The 17,265-nt window shown below is 59.2% G+C and carries 15 protein-coding genes and 1 riboswitch; of the genes, 1 reads left to right on the plus strand and 14 read right to left on the minus strand.

The window, feature by feature from the left end; genetic code table 11:
• Positions 1-43: 43 nt before the first annotated feature.
• Both alaS and ltaE read right to left on the minus strand, forming a co-directional pair.
• Positions 44-2,668: an alanine--tRNA ligase gene (alaS, locus tag JL015_RS06180; protein ID WP_201017835.1), complete on the minus strand. Its 2,625-nt coding sequence runs from the start codon at positions 2,666-2,668 to the stop codon at positions 44-46.
• Between the two features lie 144 nt (positions 2,669-2,812).
• Positions 2,813-3,817, minus strand: a complete 1,005-nt coding sequence (gene ltaE / locus JL015_RS06185; protein WP_201003414.1) for a low-specificity L-threonine aldolase — start codon at positions 3,815-3,817, stop codon at positions 2,813-2,815.
• Between the two features lie 212 nt (positions 3,818-4,029).
• A riboswitch (FMN riboswitch) is annotated at positions 4,030-4,198 on the plus strand.
• 124 nt (positions 4,199-4,322) lie between these two features.
• Between ltaE and JL015_RS06190 the strand changes: the two genes are divergently transcribed.
• Entirely contained in the window at positions 4,323-4,835 is a 513-nt protein-coding gene (locus tag JL015_RS06190) for a 6,7-dimethyl-8-ribityllumazine synthase (protein ID WP_201017836.1), read from the plus strand.
• Positions 4,836-4,905: 70 nt separating this feature from the next.
• Here JL015_RS06190 and astE read toward each other — a convergent pair whose 3' ends face one another.
• The 12 genes from astE to JL015_RS06250 all read right to left on the minus strand — a co-directional run bounded on the left by astE (position 4,906) and on the right by JL015_RS06250 (position 17,249).
• Positions 4,906-5,898 (minus strand): succinylglutamate desuccinylase, encoded by a 993-nt coding sequence (astE, locus tag JL015_RS06195; protein WP_201017837.1) that lies wholly within the window; start codon positions 5,896-5,898, stop codon positions 4,906-4,908.
• Between the two features lie 14 nt (positions 5,899-5,912).
• Positions 5,913-6,203 (minus strand): topoisomerase II, encoded by a 291-nt coding sequence (locus JL015_RS06200; RefSeq protein ID WP_201003420.1) that lies wholly within the window; start codon positions 6,201-6,203, stop codon positions 5,913-5,915.
• A gap of 64 nt (positions 6,204-6,267) precedes the next feature.
• Positions 6,268-7,614: an N-succinylarginine dihydrolase gene (gene astB / locus JL015_RS06205; RefSeq protein ID WP_201003421.1), complete on the minus strand. Its 1,347-nt coding sequence runs from the start codon at positions 7,612-7,614 to the stop codon at positions 6,268-6,270.
• A gap of 54 nt (positions 7,615-7,668) precedes the next feature.
• On the minus strand, positions 7,669-9,138 hold the full coding sequence (gene astD / locus JL015_RS06210) for a succinylglutamate-semialdehyde dehydrogenase (RefSeq protein WP_201017838.1): 1,470 nt from the start codon (positions 9,136-9,138) through the stop codon (positions 7,669-7,671).
• Positions 9,135-10,160 (minus strand): arginine N-succinyltransferase, encoded by a 1,026-nt coding sequence (astA, locus tag JL015_RS06215; RefSeq protein WP_201017839.1) that lies wholly within the window; start codon positions 10,158-10,160, stop codon positions 9,135-9,137. The genes astD and astA overlap by 4 nt, the downstream gene beginning before the upstream one ends.
• 61 nt (positions 10,161-10,221) lie before the next feature.
• On the minus strand, positions 10,222-11,253 hold the full coding sequence (aruF, locus tag JL015_RS06220) for an arginine/ornithine succinyltransferase subunit alpha (RefSeq protein WP_201017840.1): 1,032 nt from the start codon (positions 11,251-11,253) through the stop codon (positions 10,222-10,224).
• Positions 11,254-11,388: 135 nt separating this feature from the next.
• Positions 11,389-12,606, minus strand: coding sequence for an aspartate aminotransferase family protein (locus JL015_RS06225; protein WP_201003429.1), 1,218 nt, complete (start codon positions 12,604-12,606; stop codon positions 11,389-11,391).
• Between the two features lie 232 nt (positions 12,607-12,838).
• The gene (locus JL015_RS06230) at positions 12,839-13,831 is read right to left on the minus strand and encodes a GlxA family transcriptional regulator (protein WP_201003431.1); all 993 of its coding nucleotides are present in this window, start codon (positions 13,829-13,831) and stop codon (positions 12,839-12,841) included.
• A gap of 132 nt (positions 13,832-13,963) precedes the next feature.
• Positions 13,964-14,728 carry an ABC transporter ATP-binding protein gene (locus JL015_RS06235; protein WP_201003433.1) on the minus strand — a complete coding sequence of 255 codons (765 nt, stop codon included), beginning with the start codon at positions 14,726-14,728 and terminating at the stop codon, positions 13,964-13,966.
• Positions 14,729-14,750: 22 nt separating this feature from the next.
• The gene (locus JL015_RS06240; RefSeq protein ID WP_201003435.1) at positions 14,751-15,863 is read right to left on the minus strand and encodes a succinylglutamate desuccinylase/aspartoacylase family protein; all 1,113 of its coding nucleotides are present in this window, start codon (positions 15,861-15,863) and stop codon (positions 14,751-14,753) included.
• 1 nt (position 15,864) lies between these two features.
• Entirely contained in the window at positions 15,865-16,563 is a 699-nt protein-coding gene (locus tag JL015_RS06245) for an ABC transporter permease (RefSeq protein ID WP_201017841.1), read from the minus strand.
• A complete protein-coding gene (locus JL015_RS06250) occupies positions 16,560-17,249 on the minus strand; it encodes an ABC transporter permease (RefSeq protein WP_201003439.1) in 690 nt (229 codons plus the stop codon). The genes JL015_RS06245 and JL015_RS06250 overlap by 4 nt, the downstream gene beginning before the upstream one ends.
• Positions 17,250-17,265 lie beyond the last annotated feature (16 nt).

The raw sequence follows: 17,265 nt of genomic DNA on the forward strand, positions 1-17,265 counted from the left end.
AAGTGCCGGGCCTGTCATGCACTGACAGGCCTGGAGGTTCGACTCAGATACCCTGCTCTACAAAAGGAACGGTCAGAGCCAGCGCTGCATCCAGAGCACCGGCATCGACACCACCACCTTGAGCCATGTCAGGACGCCCGCCACCTTTACCACCGACGGCAGCGGCCGCTTGTTTCATCAAATCACCGGCTTTGAGTTGGCCAGTCAGGTCCTTGGTCACGCCTGCAACCAAGACAACCTTGTCCTCATGAACACTGCCGAGCAGGATCACTGCGCGGCCGAGCTTGTTCTTCAACTGGTCGACCAGCGCCAACAGCGCCTTGCCATCCTGACCATCCAGGCGGGTAGCCAGAACCTTGACCCCTTTGACGTCCAGGGCAGCGGCAGACAGATCATCGCCCGCCGCGCTGGCAGCCTTGGCCTGCAACTGCTCCAGTTGTTTTTCCAGCTGACGGTTGCGCTCAAGCACAGCCGACAACTTGTCCAGCAGGTTGTCGCGATTCCCCTTGACCAGGGTCGCGGCTTCCTTGAGTTGATCTTCAGCCGAGTTCAGCCAGGCCAGTGCGGCTGCACCGGTCACAGCTTCGATACGGCGCACGCCTGCGGCCACGCCACCTTCGCTGACAATCTTGAACAGTGCGATATCACCGGTACGGTTGGCGTGAATACCGCCACACAGCTCAACGGAGAATTCACCGCCCATGCTCAGTACGCGCACGCTGTCGCCGTACTTCTCGCCGAACAGCGCCATGGCGCCCTTCTTCTTGGCGGTTTCGATATCGGTTTCTTCAGTGACGACCGGAGTGTTCTTGCGAACCTCAGCGTTGACGATATCTTCCAGAGCCCGCAGTTGCTCGGGCTTGATGGCCTCGAAATGGCTGAAGTCGAAGCGCAGACGCTGACTGTCGACCAGCGAGCCTTTCTGCTGGACATGCTCACCCAGCACCTGACGCAATGCAGCGTGCAGCAAGTGAGTGGCAGAGTGGTTCAGCGAAGTCGCAAGACGAACCTCGGCAGCAACCTGGGCTTCAAGCTGCACACCGACTTTCAGGCTGCCAGCGACAACAACGCCGTGGTGCAGGAATGCGCCGCCGGTCTTGGTGGTATCGCGAACATCGAAACGTACGGCACCCGCCTGCAAGTAACCGCTGTCACCGATCTGACCACCCGATTCGGCATAGAACGGCGTGGTGTCGAGAATCACGACGCCCTCTTCGCCTTCGCTCAACTGCTCGACCGACTGACCGTCCTTATAAAGAGCAACGATCTGTGCTGCACCGCTGGTGGCGGTATAGCCGGTGAACTGGGTCGCGACATCAACCTTGACCAGGCTGTTGTAGTCCATGCCGAACGAACTGGCCGAACGGGCACGCTCACGCTGGGCTTCCATCTCGCGCTCGAAACCCGCCTCGTCGAGGGTCAGGTTACGTTCGCGGGCGATATCGCCCGTCAGGTCCATCGGGAAACCGTAGGTGTCGTAAAGCTTGAACACGATTTCGCCAGGCACAACAGTGCCCTTGAGCTCGGCCAGATCCTGTTCAAGGATTTTCAGGCCCTGCTCCAGAGTCTTGGCAAACTGTTCTTCTTCAGCCTTGAGCACACGCTCGATATGCGCCTGCTGCTGAGTCAGCTCAGGGAATGCAGTGCCCATCTCGGCAACCAGAGCGGCCACGATCTGATGGAAGAAGCTGCCCTTGGCACCCAGCTTGTTGCCATGGCGGCAGGCCCGACGAATGATGCGGCGCAATACATAGCCACGACCTTCGTTGGACGGCAGAACACCATCGGCAATCAGGAAACCGCAGGAGCGAATGTGATCCGCTACGACCTTGAGCGATGCCTGATTGTCGTTGCTGCAACCGATGGCCTTGGCCGAAGCGGCCAGCAGGCTCTGGAACAGGTCGATTTCATAGTTGGAATGCACGTGCTGCAGGACTGCGCTGACACGCTCAAGCCCCATACCGGTATCCACCGACGGTGCTGGCAACGGGTGCAGTACGCCATCGGCAGTACGGTTGAACTGCATGAAAACGTTGTTCCAGATTTCGATGTAACGGTCGCCGTCTTCTTCCGGCGAGCCTGGCGGGCCACCCCAGATTTCAGGGCCGTGATCGAAGAAAATCTCGGAGCAAGGGCCGCACGGGCCGGTATCGCCCATGGTCCAGAAGTTGTCGGACGCATAAGGCGCGCCTTTGTTGTCGCCGATACGGACCATGCGCTCGGCCGGAATGCCGATGTCCTTGGTCCAGATATCGTAGGCTTCGTCATCGGTGGCGTAGACCGTTACCCAGAGTTTTTCCTTGGGCAGGTTCAGCCACTTTTCAGAAGTGAGGAAGGTCCAGGCGTAAGTGATCGCATCGCGCTTGAAATAGTCACCGAAGCTGAAGTTGCCCAGCATCTCGAAGAAAGTATGGTGACGAGCGGTGTAGCCGACGTTTTCCAGATCGTTGTGCTTGCCACCGGCACGCACGCATTTCTGGCTGGTGACAGCGCGGGTATAGGCACGCTTTTCCTGGCCCAGGAAGCAATCCTTGAACTGGTTCATACCTGCGTTGGTGAACAGCAGGGTTGGGTCATTGCCCGGAATCAAGGAGCTGGAGGCGACACGTGTGTGGCCTTGCTCTTCGAAGAAGCCAAGGAAGGCTTCACGGATTTCTGCGCTTTTCATAGGTTCTTCCACGGAGACTGCGGCCAGAAGCAGTGCATGACGCCAAAATGACGTAGCAACGGCAAAGGGCCGCATTATATAGGCGTTGCGTCCTCGGTACAGCGTGTTTGTACGATAGAAACCAGTAACTGGACTATCGGCATCTTATATGCGTGAAAACTCGGCGAATACTGCAATGACCCGTTCAAGCTGAGCACGGGATACATCAAGGTGAGTAACCATGCGCAGGCGTGGCGCAGCGCTGAGCTTGATGTCGCGCTCGGCACAGAATGCCTTGAGCGAATGAGCACGCTCACCCATCTGCACATACACCATGTTGGTCTGCACAGGCTCGACCTCATACCCCAGCTCGCTCAAGCCCGCGGCCAGAAATGCCGCATTGGCATGGTCCTCGGCCAGGCGTTCGACCTGATGATCAAGCGCATACAAACCGGCAGCCGCCAGAATCCCGGCCTGACGCATGCCGCCACCGACCATCTTGCGCAGGCGACGAGCCTTGGCGATCAGTTCCGGTGAGCCGCACAGCACAGACCCCACTGGTGCGCCAAGCCCCTTGGACAGACACACCGACACCGAATCGAAGTAGCCAGCAATTTCACGGGCATCGACGCCAAGCCTGACCGCTGCGTTATATAAACGCGCACCGTCCAGATGCAGGGCCAGACCGTGCTCTTCGGTGAACTTGCGGGCCGCTGCCAGATAGCTCAATGGCAACACCTTGCCCTGCATGGTGTTTTCCAGAGCCAGCAGACGTGTGCGGGCAAAATGAAAATCATCGGGCTTGATGCTTGCCAGCACCTGATTCAGGTCCAGCGAACCATCGGCCTGGACTTCCAGCGGCTGAGGCTGGATCGAACCCAATACCGCCGCTCCGCCACCTTCATATTTATAGGTGTGAGCCTGCTGGCCGACGATGTATTCATCACCACGCTCACAATGCGCCATCAAGGCCAACAGGTTGCTCATCGTACCCGTGGGCACAAACAGAGCCTCAGCAAAACCCAGGCGCTTCGCCAGTGTGGCTTCAAGAAGATTGACTGTGGGGTCCTCACCGTAGACGTCATCCCCGACGGGGGCATGCGCCATAGCGTCAAGCATGCCAGCGGTTGGCTGGGTCACAGTGTCACTACGCAGATCGATAACAGTCACGAAAACGCTCCCTGAAAACTCGAAGGCCGATAATGCAGGCAACCTCAAGGTTGCAACAAGGCATTACTGAGGTTTGACATGATAATCAAGGTCCCAGGCCGACGGCACTCCAATCCTCTTATAAGCAAAAGGTAGGGACACCGTACGAAAGTGTCCATGCATGATGGAAAAAACTGTGATAAAAATCCCGCCCCGACAACAGACAATGTCGGTAACGTTCTCAGGGCGGGGTGTAATTCCCCACCGGCGGTAATGGCGCGCAATGCGTCTAGCCCGCGAGCGCTTGTCGGGATTCAGGCTTGAACTGAAACTCTTCAAGGTCAGCAGACCCGGTGTGATTCCGGGGCCGACGGTCATAGTCCGGATGAAGAGAGAACGGGATAGCGTCCACAGGACCGTCTGCAAAACCTCTGCATGAACTACAAGGTTCATGAGGTTTTCTTACGCAACCTGCATCCCTTTCGATCCAATGCCCTGTTTTTTTCATAAACAGGAGTCAGAACACGTGCAACCTACTGCAATCGACAGCAAAAGCAAAAACCACTCGAACGAGCGCATTGCCTTTATCCAGGCCTGCTGGCACAAGGATATTGTCGACCAGAGCCGCAAAGGCTTCGTCGCTGAAATGGCCAACCATGGCTACACCGAGAGTGATATCGATTTCTTTGAAGTCGGCGGCGCCTTTGAAATTCCCCTGCATGCAAAACTGCTGGCCAACACTGGCCGCTATGCAGGCATCATCGCTGCCGGTCTGGTGGTGGATGGCGGTATCTATCGTCACGAGTTCGTGGCGCAATCAGTGGTCAGCGCACTGATGCAGGTTCAACTGGAAACCGAAGTGCCGGTTTTCTCGGTGGTCCTGACCCCTCACCATTTCCATGCCGGCGAAGAGCATCACAAGTTCTTCTTCGAGCATTTCGTACACAAGGGTGAGGAAGCGGCCAAGACCTGTGCCGATACCCTGAACAAGGTTCGCGCACTGCGCCGTCTTGAGCCGCTGCAGAAAGCCGCCAGCTGATTTTCGCGAATAAATTCGCTCCTACACCGGTCCAGTAGGAGCGAATTCATTCGCGAAGAAGCCGATAAAGTTACACCGCCGGGACGATCAGAATCCCGGCGCGCAAACCATTCCCGACTTTCGGATTGGGGAAGATGATCCGCGCCCCTTCCTCCTCCACCACCCAGCGCGAGCCACCCGCGTCTTCGGCAAGCACATAGCCTTTTTCCAGCGGCGCAAAATTTTGCACGTCGTCAGGCAGGTTGAGGGTGAATGCATCGCTGCGCTTGATGATCTCCCGCGCCACGCTGAATAGCTGCAAGCCCTCCAGGTCATCGCTCGACTCAGGTTCGACACCTTCGATCATCTGCTCCAGAACCTTGCGCAGAGGCGTGAGGTTAACCTGCTGGTTATGACCAAATGGCCGGGCCTTGCCCAGTTCCAGCGTGAAAGACTCGGCTCCGAGCTGATCGTAGGTATAGGCACTGAATACGATGGAAGGCTTGTTCTGCAGCAGTACCGCGCTCATGCCGGCAGTGCGCAGGCGCGCCAGTTCACGGCGGGAATGCTGGCGTCCTTCTTTCCAGGGATACAGGGCAAACTGCTCGATCTTCGAGCCGCGAATGGCCGTGTGCAGGTCGTAATGCAAGCGATAGCGGTCCGGCACACTGAAAAAGCTGGCCGCCAGACGCTCCAGCTCACAGGCACGCATGGCCTCTGAACCGCCACTTTGCTCATGACGCCCATTGAACAGCCGGTTGACGTCCTGCTCGACATAACGAGCGCCACGTCGCATGGCCTCGGGGTTGCCGAACAGGAACAGAATGCGGGCACGCGGCTTGAGGTCGCCGCGTGCAATGCTGCGGATCAATTCGTCCAGCAGCTCGATGGGCGCTGTTTCGTTGCCATGGATACCGGCGGAAAACAGCAAGTCAGTGCCGTTGTCCAGGTCCTGAGGCGCACGCACTTCCAGCGCACCTTCGCCCAGCCAGCGCATACGCACGCCGCCGACGGTCAGTTGAGTCTTTTCCGTGGGCTCGCGCCCGGCCAGAGTCAGTTCAAGCAGTTTACCGAGGGCGAGCATAGGCAGGCTCCTGATCAGTGATTGCAGTCCGGGCCGTGTACGTGACCGTCTTCTTCAGCGTCACTCGGATCAGCCGGCTCCATTTCCAGTTGCAGGCTGACCAGGTTGGTGGCCAGAGGGCGCAGCAGGAGGTTGGCGTATTCGGCATCGCCTTCTTCAACGTCGACACCAATCAGCAACTGGCCACGGCCGTCTTGCTGAATCCACAGCTCTTTACCCTGCCAGAGGACGGCTACGCGGGTGCAGGAAGTTTCCAGCTGGGTGCCATCGGTGTCTTCAAGGATCAGTTGCAGGGCGTCGCTCATGTTCGGGATTCTCTATAGAGATGGAAATCACGCGCAGGGCATCAGTGCCTGCGCGTCAGAACTTTCAAACCAGTTGAAAGGGGTAAACGCTGCCCAGTTTAAGGATTTGCGTGAGCTCATCCAATGCTGTGCGGCATTCAGTCAACAATTGTGGATCAGCCAGATCGCTTTCGCTCATGCGATCACGGTAGTGCTTATCGACCCATCGGGTCAGGGTTTCGTATAACGGCACGGTCATGATGACGCCAGGGTTGACCGCCGCCAGCTCGGTTTCGTTAAGGGCCACACGCAAGCGCAGACACGCCGGACCACCACCGTTCTGCATGCTTTGCTTGAGGTCGAAGACCTTCACTTCCCGGATCGGGCCGCCATCGGCAAGCAGTCGCTGCAAGTAATTCCAGACGCGCAGATTGGCCTGGCACTCCTGAGGCACGATCAACAGCATCGAACCATCGGCGCGGGACAAGAGCTGGCTGTTGAACAGGTAGGAACGCACGGCGTCCTCGACCGACACTTCGTCTCGCGGCACGCAGATCGCCTGAAACAGGCCACCGGTACGGCTGAGCTTGTCGTGCAGTTCGTTCAGCATCGATTCGGTATTGAGAAACGCATCCTCGTGATGGAACAGCACTTCGCCATTGCCCACCGCGATGACGTCGTTATGAAACACGCCCTGATCGATCACGGCCGGGTTCTGCTGACCGTAGACCACGCCGCTATCACTCAGGCCGTGCAGCCGGGCCACAGCCCTGGACGCTTCAAGGGTCTGCCTGGCCGGGTATTTCTGCGGCGCAGGGTAGCGCGTGTCAAAAGCACTGCGCCCGAACACGAAAAACTCCACCCCCGCCTGGCCATAATCCCGGCAGAAGCGCGTATGGTTAGCCGCACCTTCATCGCCAAACTGTGCAACTGCTGGCAGCGCAGCATGATGGGCAAAATGGTGCTCGTTGGCGAACATCGCGCTCAGCACACGGCTGGTGGTCGGATGCTCGATGCTGCGGTGATATTTGCAGTTCAGGTTGGCGGCCGTGAAATGCACGCGGCCATCGGCGGTGTCGGCACTCGGGCTGACAGTCGCGGCATTGGCGACCCACATGCTCGATGCCGAACAACTGGCGACCAGCAGCGGCATATCATCCTTTGCAGCCTGCTCGATCACCTGAGCATCGCTGCCACTGAAACCCAGTTGACGCAGGCCCGCCACATCAGGACGCTCCTGGGGTGCAAGTACACCCTGGGTAAATCCCATGTCCATCAGCGCCTTCATTTTCGCCAGCCCCTGCAATGCCGCTTCGCGAGGGTTGGAGCACTGCTGGCTATTGCGCTGAGAAGCCACATTACCGTAGGACAGACCGCCGTAGTTGTGAGTAGGCCCAACCAGACCGTCAAAATTGACTTCACAGGATTTCATCGGCAAGGCTCCGTAGATCTGTTTTTATAGGTGCATCTTTGTGCAGTGCTGCTATCAATCAAGCTTGACGCCCGGTGTCAGCGCTGCGGGCAAGGTCAACGCCCCAGCCTCCAGCGACGCTACCGGATAAGCACAATAATCCGCGGCGTAATAGGCGCTGGCCCGATGATTGCCCGAAGCCCCGACACCACCGAAAGGCGCACTGCTCGACGCCCCGGTCAGTTGCTTGTTCCAGTTGACGATACCGGCACGGCTTTGCAGCCAGAACTGCTTGTAACGCGCTTCGGAGTCCGACAGCAGGCCTGCTGCCAGACCATATTGCGTGTCGTTGGCTTCAGCGATGGCGGCATCGAAATCGGCGTAGCGAATCACCTGCAACAACGGGCCGAACAGTTCCTCGTCAGGACGCTCGCTGACAGCGCTCACATCGAGAATACCCGGCGTGAGCAAGGCGGCCTGATCCTGCGGCCGGGTCATTTCCAGCAACGCAACTGCGCCTTTGGCCAGCAGATCCGCCTGAGCGGCAAGCAATGCAGAAGCCGCTTCCAGAGAAATCACCGACCCCATGAACGGCGCAGGCTGCCGGTCGAACGCTCCGACTTCAAGGGTTGCAGTCACTGCCACAAGCCGAGCCAGGAATGCATCGCCCCAGGCACCTTGCGGCACCAGCAAGCGACGGGCGCAGGTACAGCGCTGGCCAGCCGAAATGAAGGCCGATTGAATCACGGTGTACACCGCGGCATCGACATCCTGAACCTGATCGACCACCAGCGGGTTATTGCCACCCATCTCCAGTGCCAGAATCTTGTCCGGACGCCCGGCGAATTGCTGATGCAAGGCATTGCCGGTACGGCTGGAGCCGGTAAAGAACAGGCCGTCGATCCCCGGATTGGCCGCCAGAGCAATACCCGTCTCGCGCCCGCCTTGCAGGAGATTCAATACACCAGCGGGCAAGCCGGCTTCGATCCAGCACTTGACCGTCAACTCGGCAACCTTTGGCGTCAGCTCACTGGGTTTGAACAGCACCGTGTTGCCCGCCAGCAGTGCAGGCACGATATGCCCATTGGGTAAATGGCCGGGGAAATTGTAAGGGCCAAAGACCGCCACCACGCCATGAGGCTTGTGGCGCAACACCGCTGTGGCATCGCCCAGCGGACCACTCTTTTCGCCGGTTCGCTCACGGTAGCTCTGCACCGAGATGGCAATCTTGTTGACCATGCTGGTCACTTCGGTAGCCGACTCCCAGAGCGGCTTGCCGGTTTCCTCACCAATGCAATGCGAAAGTTCGTCCGCATGATTCTTGAGGCTGGCAGCAAACGCTTCCAGCATCGAAATACGATCTTCCAGCGAGCGCGAAGCCCAGCTCGCAAAAGCCTGACGCGCCGCCTGCACGGCCGTCTCGACCTGAGCGGCACTTGCACTCTGACCGGACCACAGCACTTGCTGGGACACCGGGTTCAACGAATCGAATGCTTCGCCCTGTCCGGCCTGCCAGGCACCTGCGATATACAGCGTGCTCATCAAACGCCCTCCCGCACCGCAGACAAAGGCACCGCACGCACATTGTCGCCCGGGCTCATGCGCAGACGCCGGGCCGTCAGCGGGTCGACCACCAGCGCACCGGCCGCCATGCGAGCCTGCCCGATGGTAATCCGGCCCTCTTCGCGCTTGCGGTTATAGATCAGGAATTTCGGCGCATCATCACCGGGCGTACCGATGGCCAGCACCAGTGTCTGGCTGTCACGCACGGCACGGATCCTGGTGGTTTCACACTCGATGGCAGGGCCTGCATCGAAAATGTCGACATAACCCTGATAGTTGAACCCCTCGCTCTTGAGCATCGTCAGAGCGGGTTCGGTGTCAGCATGAACACGGCCAATGACACTGCGCGCATCTTGCGAAAGAAAACAGGTGTACAGCGGAAACTTGGGCATCAATTCGGCGATGAAAGCCTTGTTGCCAACACCGGTCAGGTAATCGGCCTGGCTGAACTCCATCTTGAAGAAGTGTCGCCCCAGACTTTCCCAGAACGGGGAACGCCCGTTCTCATCGGACATGCCGCGCATCTCGGCGATGATCTTGTTGCCGAACAGTTTCGGGAACTCGGCAATGAACAGCATGCGCGCCTTGGACAGCAGGCGGCCGTTGAGACCGGTGCGCGAATCGCTGTGCAGGAACAGCGAGCACAGTTCGGAGTTGCCGGTCAGGTCGTTGGCCAGGAACAGGGTCGGAATCTCACGATAGATATTGAGTTCCTGAGAGGCACTGACTGTCAGCCCGACGCGGTAGTTGTACCAGGGCTCGCGCAATCCCACGGCGCCGGCAATGGCAGAAATCCCGATCACACGCCCGTCATCGTCTTCGAGCACGAACAGGTAATCGGCATCGGCACGCTCGGCTTCGCCACGAAAGGACTTCTCTGCCCAACCCACCCGATGCGCCAGGCGCTGCTCATTGGCAGGCAATGTCGTCAGGCCTGCGCCAGTGCTGCGCGCCAACTCGATCAGTGCGGGCAGGTCACTGCTGCGTACGGGGCGAACGATCATGTTATCTCCTCGACCGGGCTCTCATGGAGCCCGGAAAACTGGCTAATCTGCTGGATCGAAATCAGACTGCGACAAGGCGCACGCTGGCACCTTCGCCGACACCCAGAGCCTCGGCGGCCTTCAGGCTCAACACCACCGGGCGACCGGGTGCCCAGTCCAGCTCCAGCAAGGTTGCGCGGTAATCCTGCAACAGCCCATTGGTCACCAGATACAGGCGCCCGCCTTTTCCGGCATCGTCCGTTGCGCCGGTGTCGATCTTGACCGGCACCAGACGGCTCTGGGCTATCGAACGAATCCCCGATACCCGAGCGTGCAAGGTCGGGCCACCGTCGAAAATATCGATGTAATGATCTGTCTCGAAGCCTTCGCGCATCAGGATGTCGAAGGTGATCTGGGCACGAGGATGTACTTGCCCCATGGCCTCCTGAGCAGCGTCGGTCAGGAGCGGAACATAGATCGGATAATGCGGCATCAGCTCGGCCAGGAAGGTCCGGCTTTTCAAGCCACACAAGCGTTCGGCCTCGGCGTAGTTCAGGTCGAAGAAGTTGCGGCCGATGGCATCCCAGAACGGTGAATCGCCGTTCTCGTCGCTGTAGCCCACGATCTCGGTCACCACCGAATCGGCGAAACGCTCGGGGTGGCTGGCGACAAACAGCAAGCGGCCGCGGGAATTGAGCTCCGACCAGGCCGTGCCCACCAGTTCGGGGATCACATAGAAGCTGGTCAGCAGGCTGTTGCCGGTCAGGTCATGGCACTGGGACAGGACGTGGATCTTGTTATGGATCTTCAGCTCGCGGGAGGCATGCACGAATGTCTCGTTACGAAAGCTGTAGAACGGCTCGGAGTAACCCGCGGAAGCGACGATGCCGGAACAACCCACCAGACGACCGTTCTCGCTGTCTTCAAGCACAAAGAAGTAGGTTTCTTCGCCATTGAAACTGACTTCAGCCGCGAACGATGCTTCCGAAGCGCTGATCTTGTCGCCCAGGCGACCAGCATCGTCAGGCAGGGACGTCACACCAATCGGACTGTCGGCGGCGAGGCGCTGGACTTCTGCCAGGTCAGCCATTTGCGCGGGGCGCATCACCAGCATGGTGCCACTCCTTACCAGATCACAGGCCGGAAACACCGGCACTAAAAAGAGCACCGAGCAGCCTGAAAGCCGCCCGGCACAGGAAAAATGTCCGGCGCCCGCCACAAGGCGAACACCGGAAGGTCAAGCGATGAATCAGGCTGTCAGTTTGGCGATGGCGCGCTCGAAGCGGTTCAGACCTTCTTCGATGTCGGCATCTTCGATCACCAGGCTTGGCGCGAAGCGAACCACGTCCGGGCCGGCTTGCAGGATCATCAGGTTCTCGGTTTCTGCAGCGTTGAAGATGTCCTTGGCCTTGCCTTTCCAGGCATCGGACAGCACGCAGCCGATCAGCAGGCCAAGACCGCGCACTTCAGTGAACACGCCGTATTGCTGGCCGATCGCTTCCAGACGGGTCTTGAACTTCTGATGCTTGCTTTCTACGCCCTTCAATACCTCAGGGGTATTGACGACATCGATCACCGCCTCGCCTACCGCACAAGCCAGCGGGTTGCCGCCGTAGGTCGTGCCGTGTACGCCAACGGCAAAGTGCTTGGCCAGTTTCTCGGTGGTCAGCATTGCCGCCAGAGGGAAACCGCCACCAATGCTCTTGGCGCTGGAAAGGATGTCCGGGGTCACGCCGTAATGCATGTAGGCAAACAGATGACCGCTACGGCCCATGCCGCTCTGCACTTCATCGAAGATCAACAGTGCATTGTGCTCGTCGCACAGCTTGCGCGCGCCTTGCAGATATTCCAGCTCGGCAGGCAAGACACCGCCCTCGCCCTGGATCGGCTCCAGAACCACGGCGCAGGTCTTGTCGGTCACGGCGGCTTTCAGTGCTTCCAGATCGTTGTATGGCACATGGCTGATACCCGTGATCTTCGGCCCGAAACCATCGGAGTACTTGGGCTGGCCACCGACGCTTACGGTAAACAGGGTGCGGCCGTGGAAGCTGTTCAGGGCCGCGATGATTTCGTACTTTTCCGGGCCATGAAGGTCGTGGGCAACGCGACGCGCCAGTTTGAAGGCCGCTTCGTTGGCCTCGGCACCGGAGTTACAGAAGAACACGCGCTCGGCGAAGGTCGAGTCCACCAGTTTGCGGGCCAGACGCAAGGTCGGCTCGTTGGTGAAGACGTTGGAGACATGCCACAGATTGTTGGCCTGCTCAGTCAATGCACCGACCAGCGCCGGATGGCAATGGCCCAGTACGTTGACGGCAATCCCGCCGGAGAAATCCACCAGCTCACGCCCGGCCTGATCCCAGACCCGGGAGCCCGCGCCACGCACGGGGATGAACCCGGCCGGTGCATAGTTGGGGACCATCACCTGGTCGAAATCGGCGCGTTGCACCGCAGCTTGCTCAACGGACATCGGAGTCTCCTGAAGAGGAACGCCTGCCTGAAACCGGCAAGCGATGGGAAGATTGTAAGGATTGATTTCTGTTCGGCCTTGTCGCCAGGCGACATCTTGTTACAGCGCAAAACCGGTTTTTTTCAGAGTTTTCGGCAATGCGACATATTGCGTCACAAAGGCGCAGTTTATCTGCTTTCGCGAATGAATTCGCTCCTACACCTCGCAGGAGCGAATTCATTCGCGAAGCCCATCAACCACGCTCGGCTGGAACGGAAGACAGCTCGAAAGGGCTGTTGCTGCGTCGCTGATTACGGTCTTCACGCGGGGTGGCGCCGAAGAAGTTGCGGTAGGCGCTGGAAAAGTGCGGACCGGAGGAGAAGCCGCAGGACAGGCCGATCTGGATGATCGACTTGCTGGTCTGCATCAGCATCTGTCGCGCCTTGTTGAGACGCAGCTCCAGGTAATACTGACTTGGCACGCGATTGAGGTACTGCTTGAAGATCCGCTCCAGTTGCCGACGCGACACGCAGACATGCTGGGCGATTTCATCGGTGGTCAGCGGCTCTTCGATATTGGCCTCCATCAGCAGGACCGCCTGGGTCAGCTTCGGATGGCTGGAGCCCAGGCGATTCTGCAACGGAATGCGCTGGCGCTCGCCGCCTTCGCGAATGCGCTCGACCACCAGCTCTTCGGAGACGGCACCGGCCAGTTCCGCGCCATGATCACGGGACAGGACCGCCAGCAACAGATCCAGCACCGACATGCCGCCACAGGCGGTCAGCCGGTCACGATCCCAGTCAAACAAGTGACTGGTCGCAATGACTTTGGGGAAGCGTTCGCTGAAGTCATCCTGCCAGCGCCAGTGCACGGCGGCCCGATAACCATCGAGCAAGCCAAGCTGTGCCAGCGGATACACGCCAGCAGAAAGCCCACCAATCGCACACCCGGCACGCACCACTTGCTTGAGGGCACTGGCCAGAGCTGCCGACATCGGAGCGGGCGGCTCGTCCGCCAGCAGGAACAGCTTCTGAAACCCGTCGATGCGACCGGTCCACGGCTCACCCGGCAATTGCCATGCACCCGCGACAGCAGGTTCGTCGGCAACCTCGGCCTGGAGGAATGACAATTCATAGACCACGTCAGGGTGAACGCTCTGGGCAACACGCAAGGCTTCCTCAGCCAACGCCAGGGTCAAGGCTTTGGTGCCGGGCCAGACAAGGAAACCTATTCGATGGGCAGTCATTGGGACATCCGATACGTATCGCCTCAAGGGCCGAACCTCAACAGGCTCGCTCTGGAGTGGCCAGGTCATGTTGCGTGGTGCGCAGCATGCCCTGTTCTGTTGTAAAAGACATCGCCGAAGCGACGCCGATGATTACTTGAGGCTGCCCGAGAGGAACTGTTGCAAACGCTCGGACTGCGGATTGACCAGCACCTCTCGCGGGTCGCCCCGCTCCAGCACCACACCCTGGTGCAGGAAAATCAGCTGGTTCGACACCTCACGGGCAAAACCCATTTCGTGAGTGACCACCACCATGGTCCGGCCTTCCTGAGCCAGCCCCTGCATGACCTTGAGCACGTCGCCGACCAGCTCCGGGTCCAGCGCAGAGGTCGGTTCATCGAACAGCATGACCTCCGGCTCCATGGCCAAGGCACGGGCTATCGCCACTCGCTGCTGCTCGCCACCGGACATATGACCCGGATAGGCATCCTTGCGATGGGCTACGCCCACCTTGGCCAGATAATGCTCGGCCTTTTCCAGCGCTTCCTTTTTCGGCACGCCCAGCACATGCACCGGCGCTTCGATAATGTTCTGCAAGGCCGTCATGTGCGACCACAGGTTGAAGTGCTGAAACACCATGGACAGACGCGAACGCATGCGCTGCAACTGCTTGGGGTCGGCAGCCTTCAGGCCGCCTTCCTTGTTCGGCACCAGCTTGAGTTCTTCGTTGTTGAGCAGGATCTTGCCGGCATGGGGTTGTTCAAGCAGATTGATGCAACGCAGAAATGTGCTTTTACCCGAGCCGCTGGAGCCGATGATACTGATGACATCGCCTGCCTTGGCTGTCAGGGAAACTCCCTTGATCACTTCATGACTGCCATAACGCTTGTGCAGGTCCTGGACTTCCAGTTTGTTCATGCTTTCGATTCTCACAAGACAGTCAGTCACTGAGCAGACGCCCGTGACGCAGCGCAGTGCGCCCCGCCACTTTGGCCAGCCAGAAACCCGGTTGAGCATAGCGAAGCCGCTCGATGGCGAATAACACACCGGCAGTATTCGCACAGATGGTGCTGACCCGATCGGATAACGGATCGATGACTTCAAACAAGGGCTCGCCAACCTCGACCCAGCTCCCGGCAGCGCGCAGGAACGTCACCACGCCGGGATGAGGTGCATAGAGCAATTCGGTGCCCTCGAACGGCATGCCTTCGCAGGCCTCTCGATCGGGTTTCGGCCAGTCGCCGCTGATAAAGCCCTGCTCGGCCAGAAACGCCAGAATGCCTTCGGCATGAGCTTCGGCCTCGGCCTTGCCGGTATCGGCCTGACCGCCCAGTTCGATGGTCGTCGCCAGACAGGCCAGGGGAATCTGTGCCTCGGGGAAAATTCGCGAAAGGCGCAACCACGGCAACGAACAGGCTTCATCGAAGGAACTGCCGCCCGAGTCTTCAGCCAGCAGCGCGACCTTCACATCCAGATGCGCCGACAGTGAACGCCACTGCGGCCAGTGCTGTGGCAAGGCATACATGTGCAGCGCCGCATCGGCATCACAATGCAGATCAAGCACCACATCGGCGGTGCAAGCATGACCGAGCAGCACACGCTGCATGCCTTGCAACTCGCTTTGCGGCGCAGGCAGACGCTCAAGCGCAACGGTCATGGCCTGACGAATCAGTTGAATATTGGCACGGGGATCGTCGCCCAACTGGCCTTCAAGCAACTCGGCGACAGGCTCGCTCAGTTCGGTGAAATCGCGGTTGAAGTTCTTGCCGCTGCCAAACTCGAAACGCCCTTGATGCGCGCCCTGCAGCAGTTGCCCAAGCCCCAGCGGATTGGCCACAGGCACCAGCTCGATAACGCCCTTGAGCGCGCCCTGCTCTTCAAGCTGGCCGAGGCGCTTTTTCAGCTCCCAGGCCGTACGCATACCCGGCAACTCGTCAGCGTGCAGGCTGGCCTGGATATAGGCCTTGCGTTCGCCGCTGCCGAAGCGGAAGACACTCAGTTGACGCTCGGTGCCGAGGCTGCCCCACGGCAATACATGATCGGTTCTTTGCATGTCAGACCTTCCGTGGGGCCAGGTAACCCAGCCAGCGACGCTCAGCTATCTTGAACAGCCGCACCAGAATGAATGTCAGGCACAAATAGAAAACGCCTGCGGTTATATAAGCCTCGAAAGGCAGGTAGTACTGAGCATTGACCGTGCGCGCCGCGCCCGTGATGTCGATGAGGGTCACGATGGAGGCCAGACTGGTGGTCTGCAGCATCATGATGACTTCATTGCTGTATTGCGGCAGCGCCCGGCGCAGTGCGGAAGGCAGCAGAATGCGGCGATACATCTTGAACGGCGACATGCCCACAGCCCTGGCCGCTTCGATCTCGCCGGCCGGTGTTGCCTTGAGACTGCCGGCAATGATCTCGGCCGTGTAGGCGCTGGTATTGATCGCAAACGCCAGACAGGCGCAGAAGCTGGCACTGGACAGCAGCGGCCACATGACGCTCTCGCGTACTGCCTCGAACTGGGCCAGCCCGTAATAGATCAGGAACAACTGCACCAGCATAGGCGTGCCACGAATCACGTAGGTATACAGCCATGCCGGCAGATTGACCCAGCGGCGCTTTGATACCCGCATCAAGCCCAGCGGCAAGGCCGCGAGCAAACCGAAAGCCAGGGAAATACCGAGCAGTTTCAGGGTTACCAGCAAGCCGCCAAAATACAGCGGCAGGCTTTCCCAGACGACGTTGTAGTCGAAGATCATAGGTCAGCCGCCTTTACGCCCACGGAGTAGCGTTTTTCCAGATAACGCAAGGCGAGCAGCGAAACACTGGTAATCACCAGATACATCGCAGCTACTGCCAGGAAAAAGGTAAAAGGCTCGCGGGTGGCATCTGCCGCCTGCTTGGCCTTGAACATCATGTCTTGCAGGCCGACCACGGAAATCAGCGCGGTCGCCTTGGTGAGTACCAGCCAGTTATTGGTAAAACCGGGAATCGCGAGGCGAATCATCTGCGGCACCAGTATCCGGAAAAACACCTTGAGACGGCTCATGCCATAAGCCATGCCTGCCTCGGCCTGCCCCTTGGGAATGGCCATGAAGGCACCGCGAAAGGTTTCGGAGAGGTAGGCACCGAAGATGAACCCCAGCGTACCGATCCCGGCCAGCAAGGGATTGAGGTCGATGTAGTCATCGAAGCCCAGCAAGGGCGCGACCCTGTTGAGCAGGTCCTGACCGCCGTAGAAGATCAGGAGAATCAGGACCAGATCGGGAATGCCGCGAACCACCGTGCAATACAGATCCCCCAGCCACGCCAGCCAGCGCAGCGGCGACAGACGCAGCGCCACGCCAATCAGACCGAGAACGATTGCCAGGGCCATCGATGACAGGGCCAACTGCAAGGTCAGCCAGGCACCTTCGAGGATTACAGCCCCGTAGCCTTTCAACATGTGTGTGCGGTCCTCA

The sequence above is a fragment of the Pseudomonas cichorii genome, assembly GCF_015471405.1.
Lineage (GTDB): Bacteria > Pseudomonadota > Gammaproteobacteria > Pseudomonadales > Pseudomonadaceae > Aquipseudomonas > Aquipseudomonas serbiensis.

Excerpts from the sequence above, each read along its gene's own strand:
- astA (WP_201017839.1), bottom strand. The coding sequence starts at position 10,160 with ATGATCGTTCGCCCCGTACGCAGCAGTGACCTGCCCGCACTGATCGAG.
- astE (WP_201017837.1), bottom strand. The coding sequence starts at position 5,898 with ATGCTCGCCCTCGGTAAACTGCTTGAACTGACTCTGGCCGGGCGCGAG.
- alaS (WP_201017835.1), bottom strand. The coding sequence starts at position 2,668 with ATGAAAAGCGCAGAAATCCGTGAAGCCTTCCTTGGCTTCTTCGAAGAG.
- JL015_RS06225 (WP_201003429.1), bottom strand. The coding sequence starts at position 12,606 with ATGTCCGTTGAGCAAGCTGCGGTGCAACGCGCCGATTTCGACCAGGTG.
- JL015_RS06200 (WP_201003420.1), bottom strand. The coding sequence starts at position 6,203 with ATGAGCGACGCCCTGCAACTGATCCTTGAAGACACCGATGGCACCCAG.
- aruF (WP_201017840.1), bottom strand. The coding sequence starts at position 11,253 with ATGCTGGTGATGCGCCCCGCGCAAATGGCTGACCTGGCAGAAGTCCAG.
- JL015_RS06250 (WP_201003439.1), bottom strand. The coding sequence starts at position 17,249 with ATGTTGAAAGGCTACGGGGCTGTAATCCTCGAAGGTGCCTGGCTGACC.
- JL015_RS06235 (WP_201003433.1), bottom strand. The coding sequence starts at position 14,728 with ATGAACAAACTGGAAGTCCAGGACCTGCACAAGCGTTATGGCAGTCAT.
- JL015_RS06245 (WP_201017841.1), bottom strand. The coding sequence starts at position 16,563 with ATGATCTTCGACTACAACGTCGTCTGGGAAAGCCTGCCGCTGTATTTT.
- JL015_RS06240 (WP_201003435.1), bottom strand. The coding sequence starts at position 15,863 with ATGCAAAGAACCGATCATGTATTGCCGTGGGGCAGCCTCGGCACCGAG.
- astB (WP_201003421.1), bottom strand. The coding sequence starts at position 7,614 with ATGAAATCCTGTGAAGTCAATTTTGACGGTCTGGTTGGGCCTACTCAC.
- JL015_RS06230 (WP_201003431.1), bottom strand. The coding sequence starts at position 13,831 with ATGACTGCCCATCGAATAGGTTTCCTTGTCTGGCCCGGCACCAAAGCC.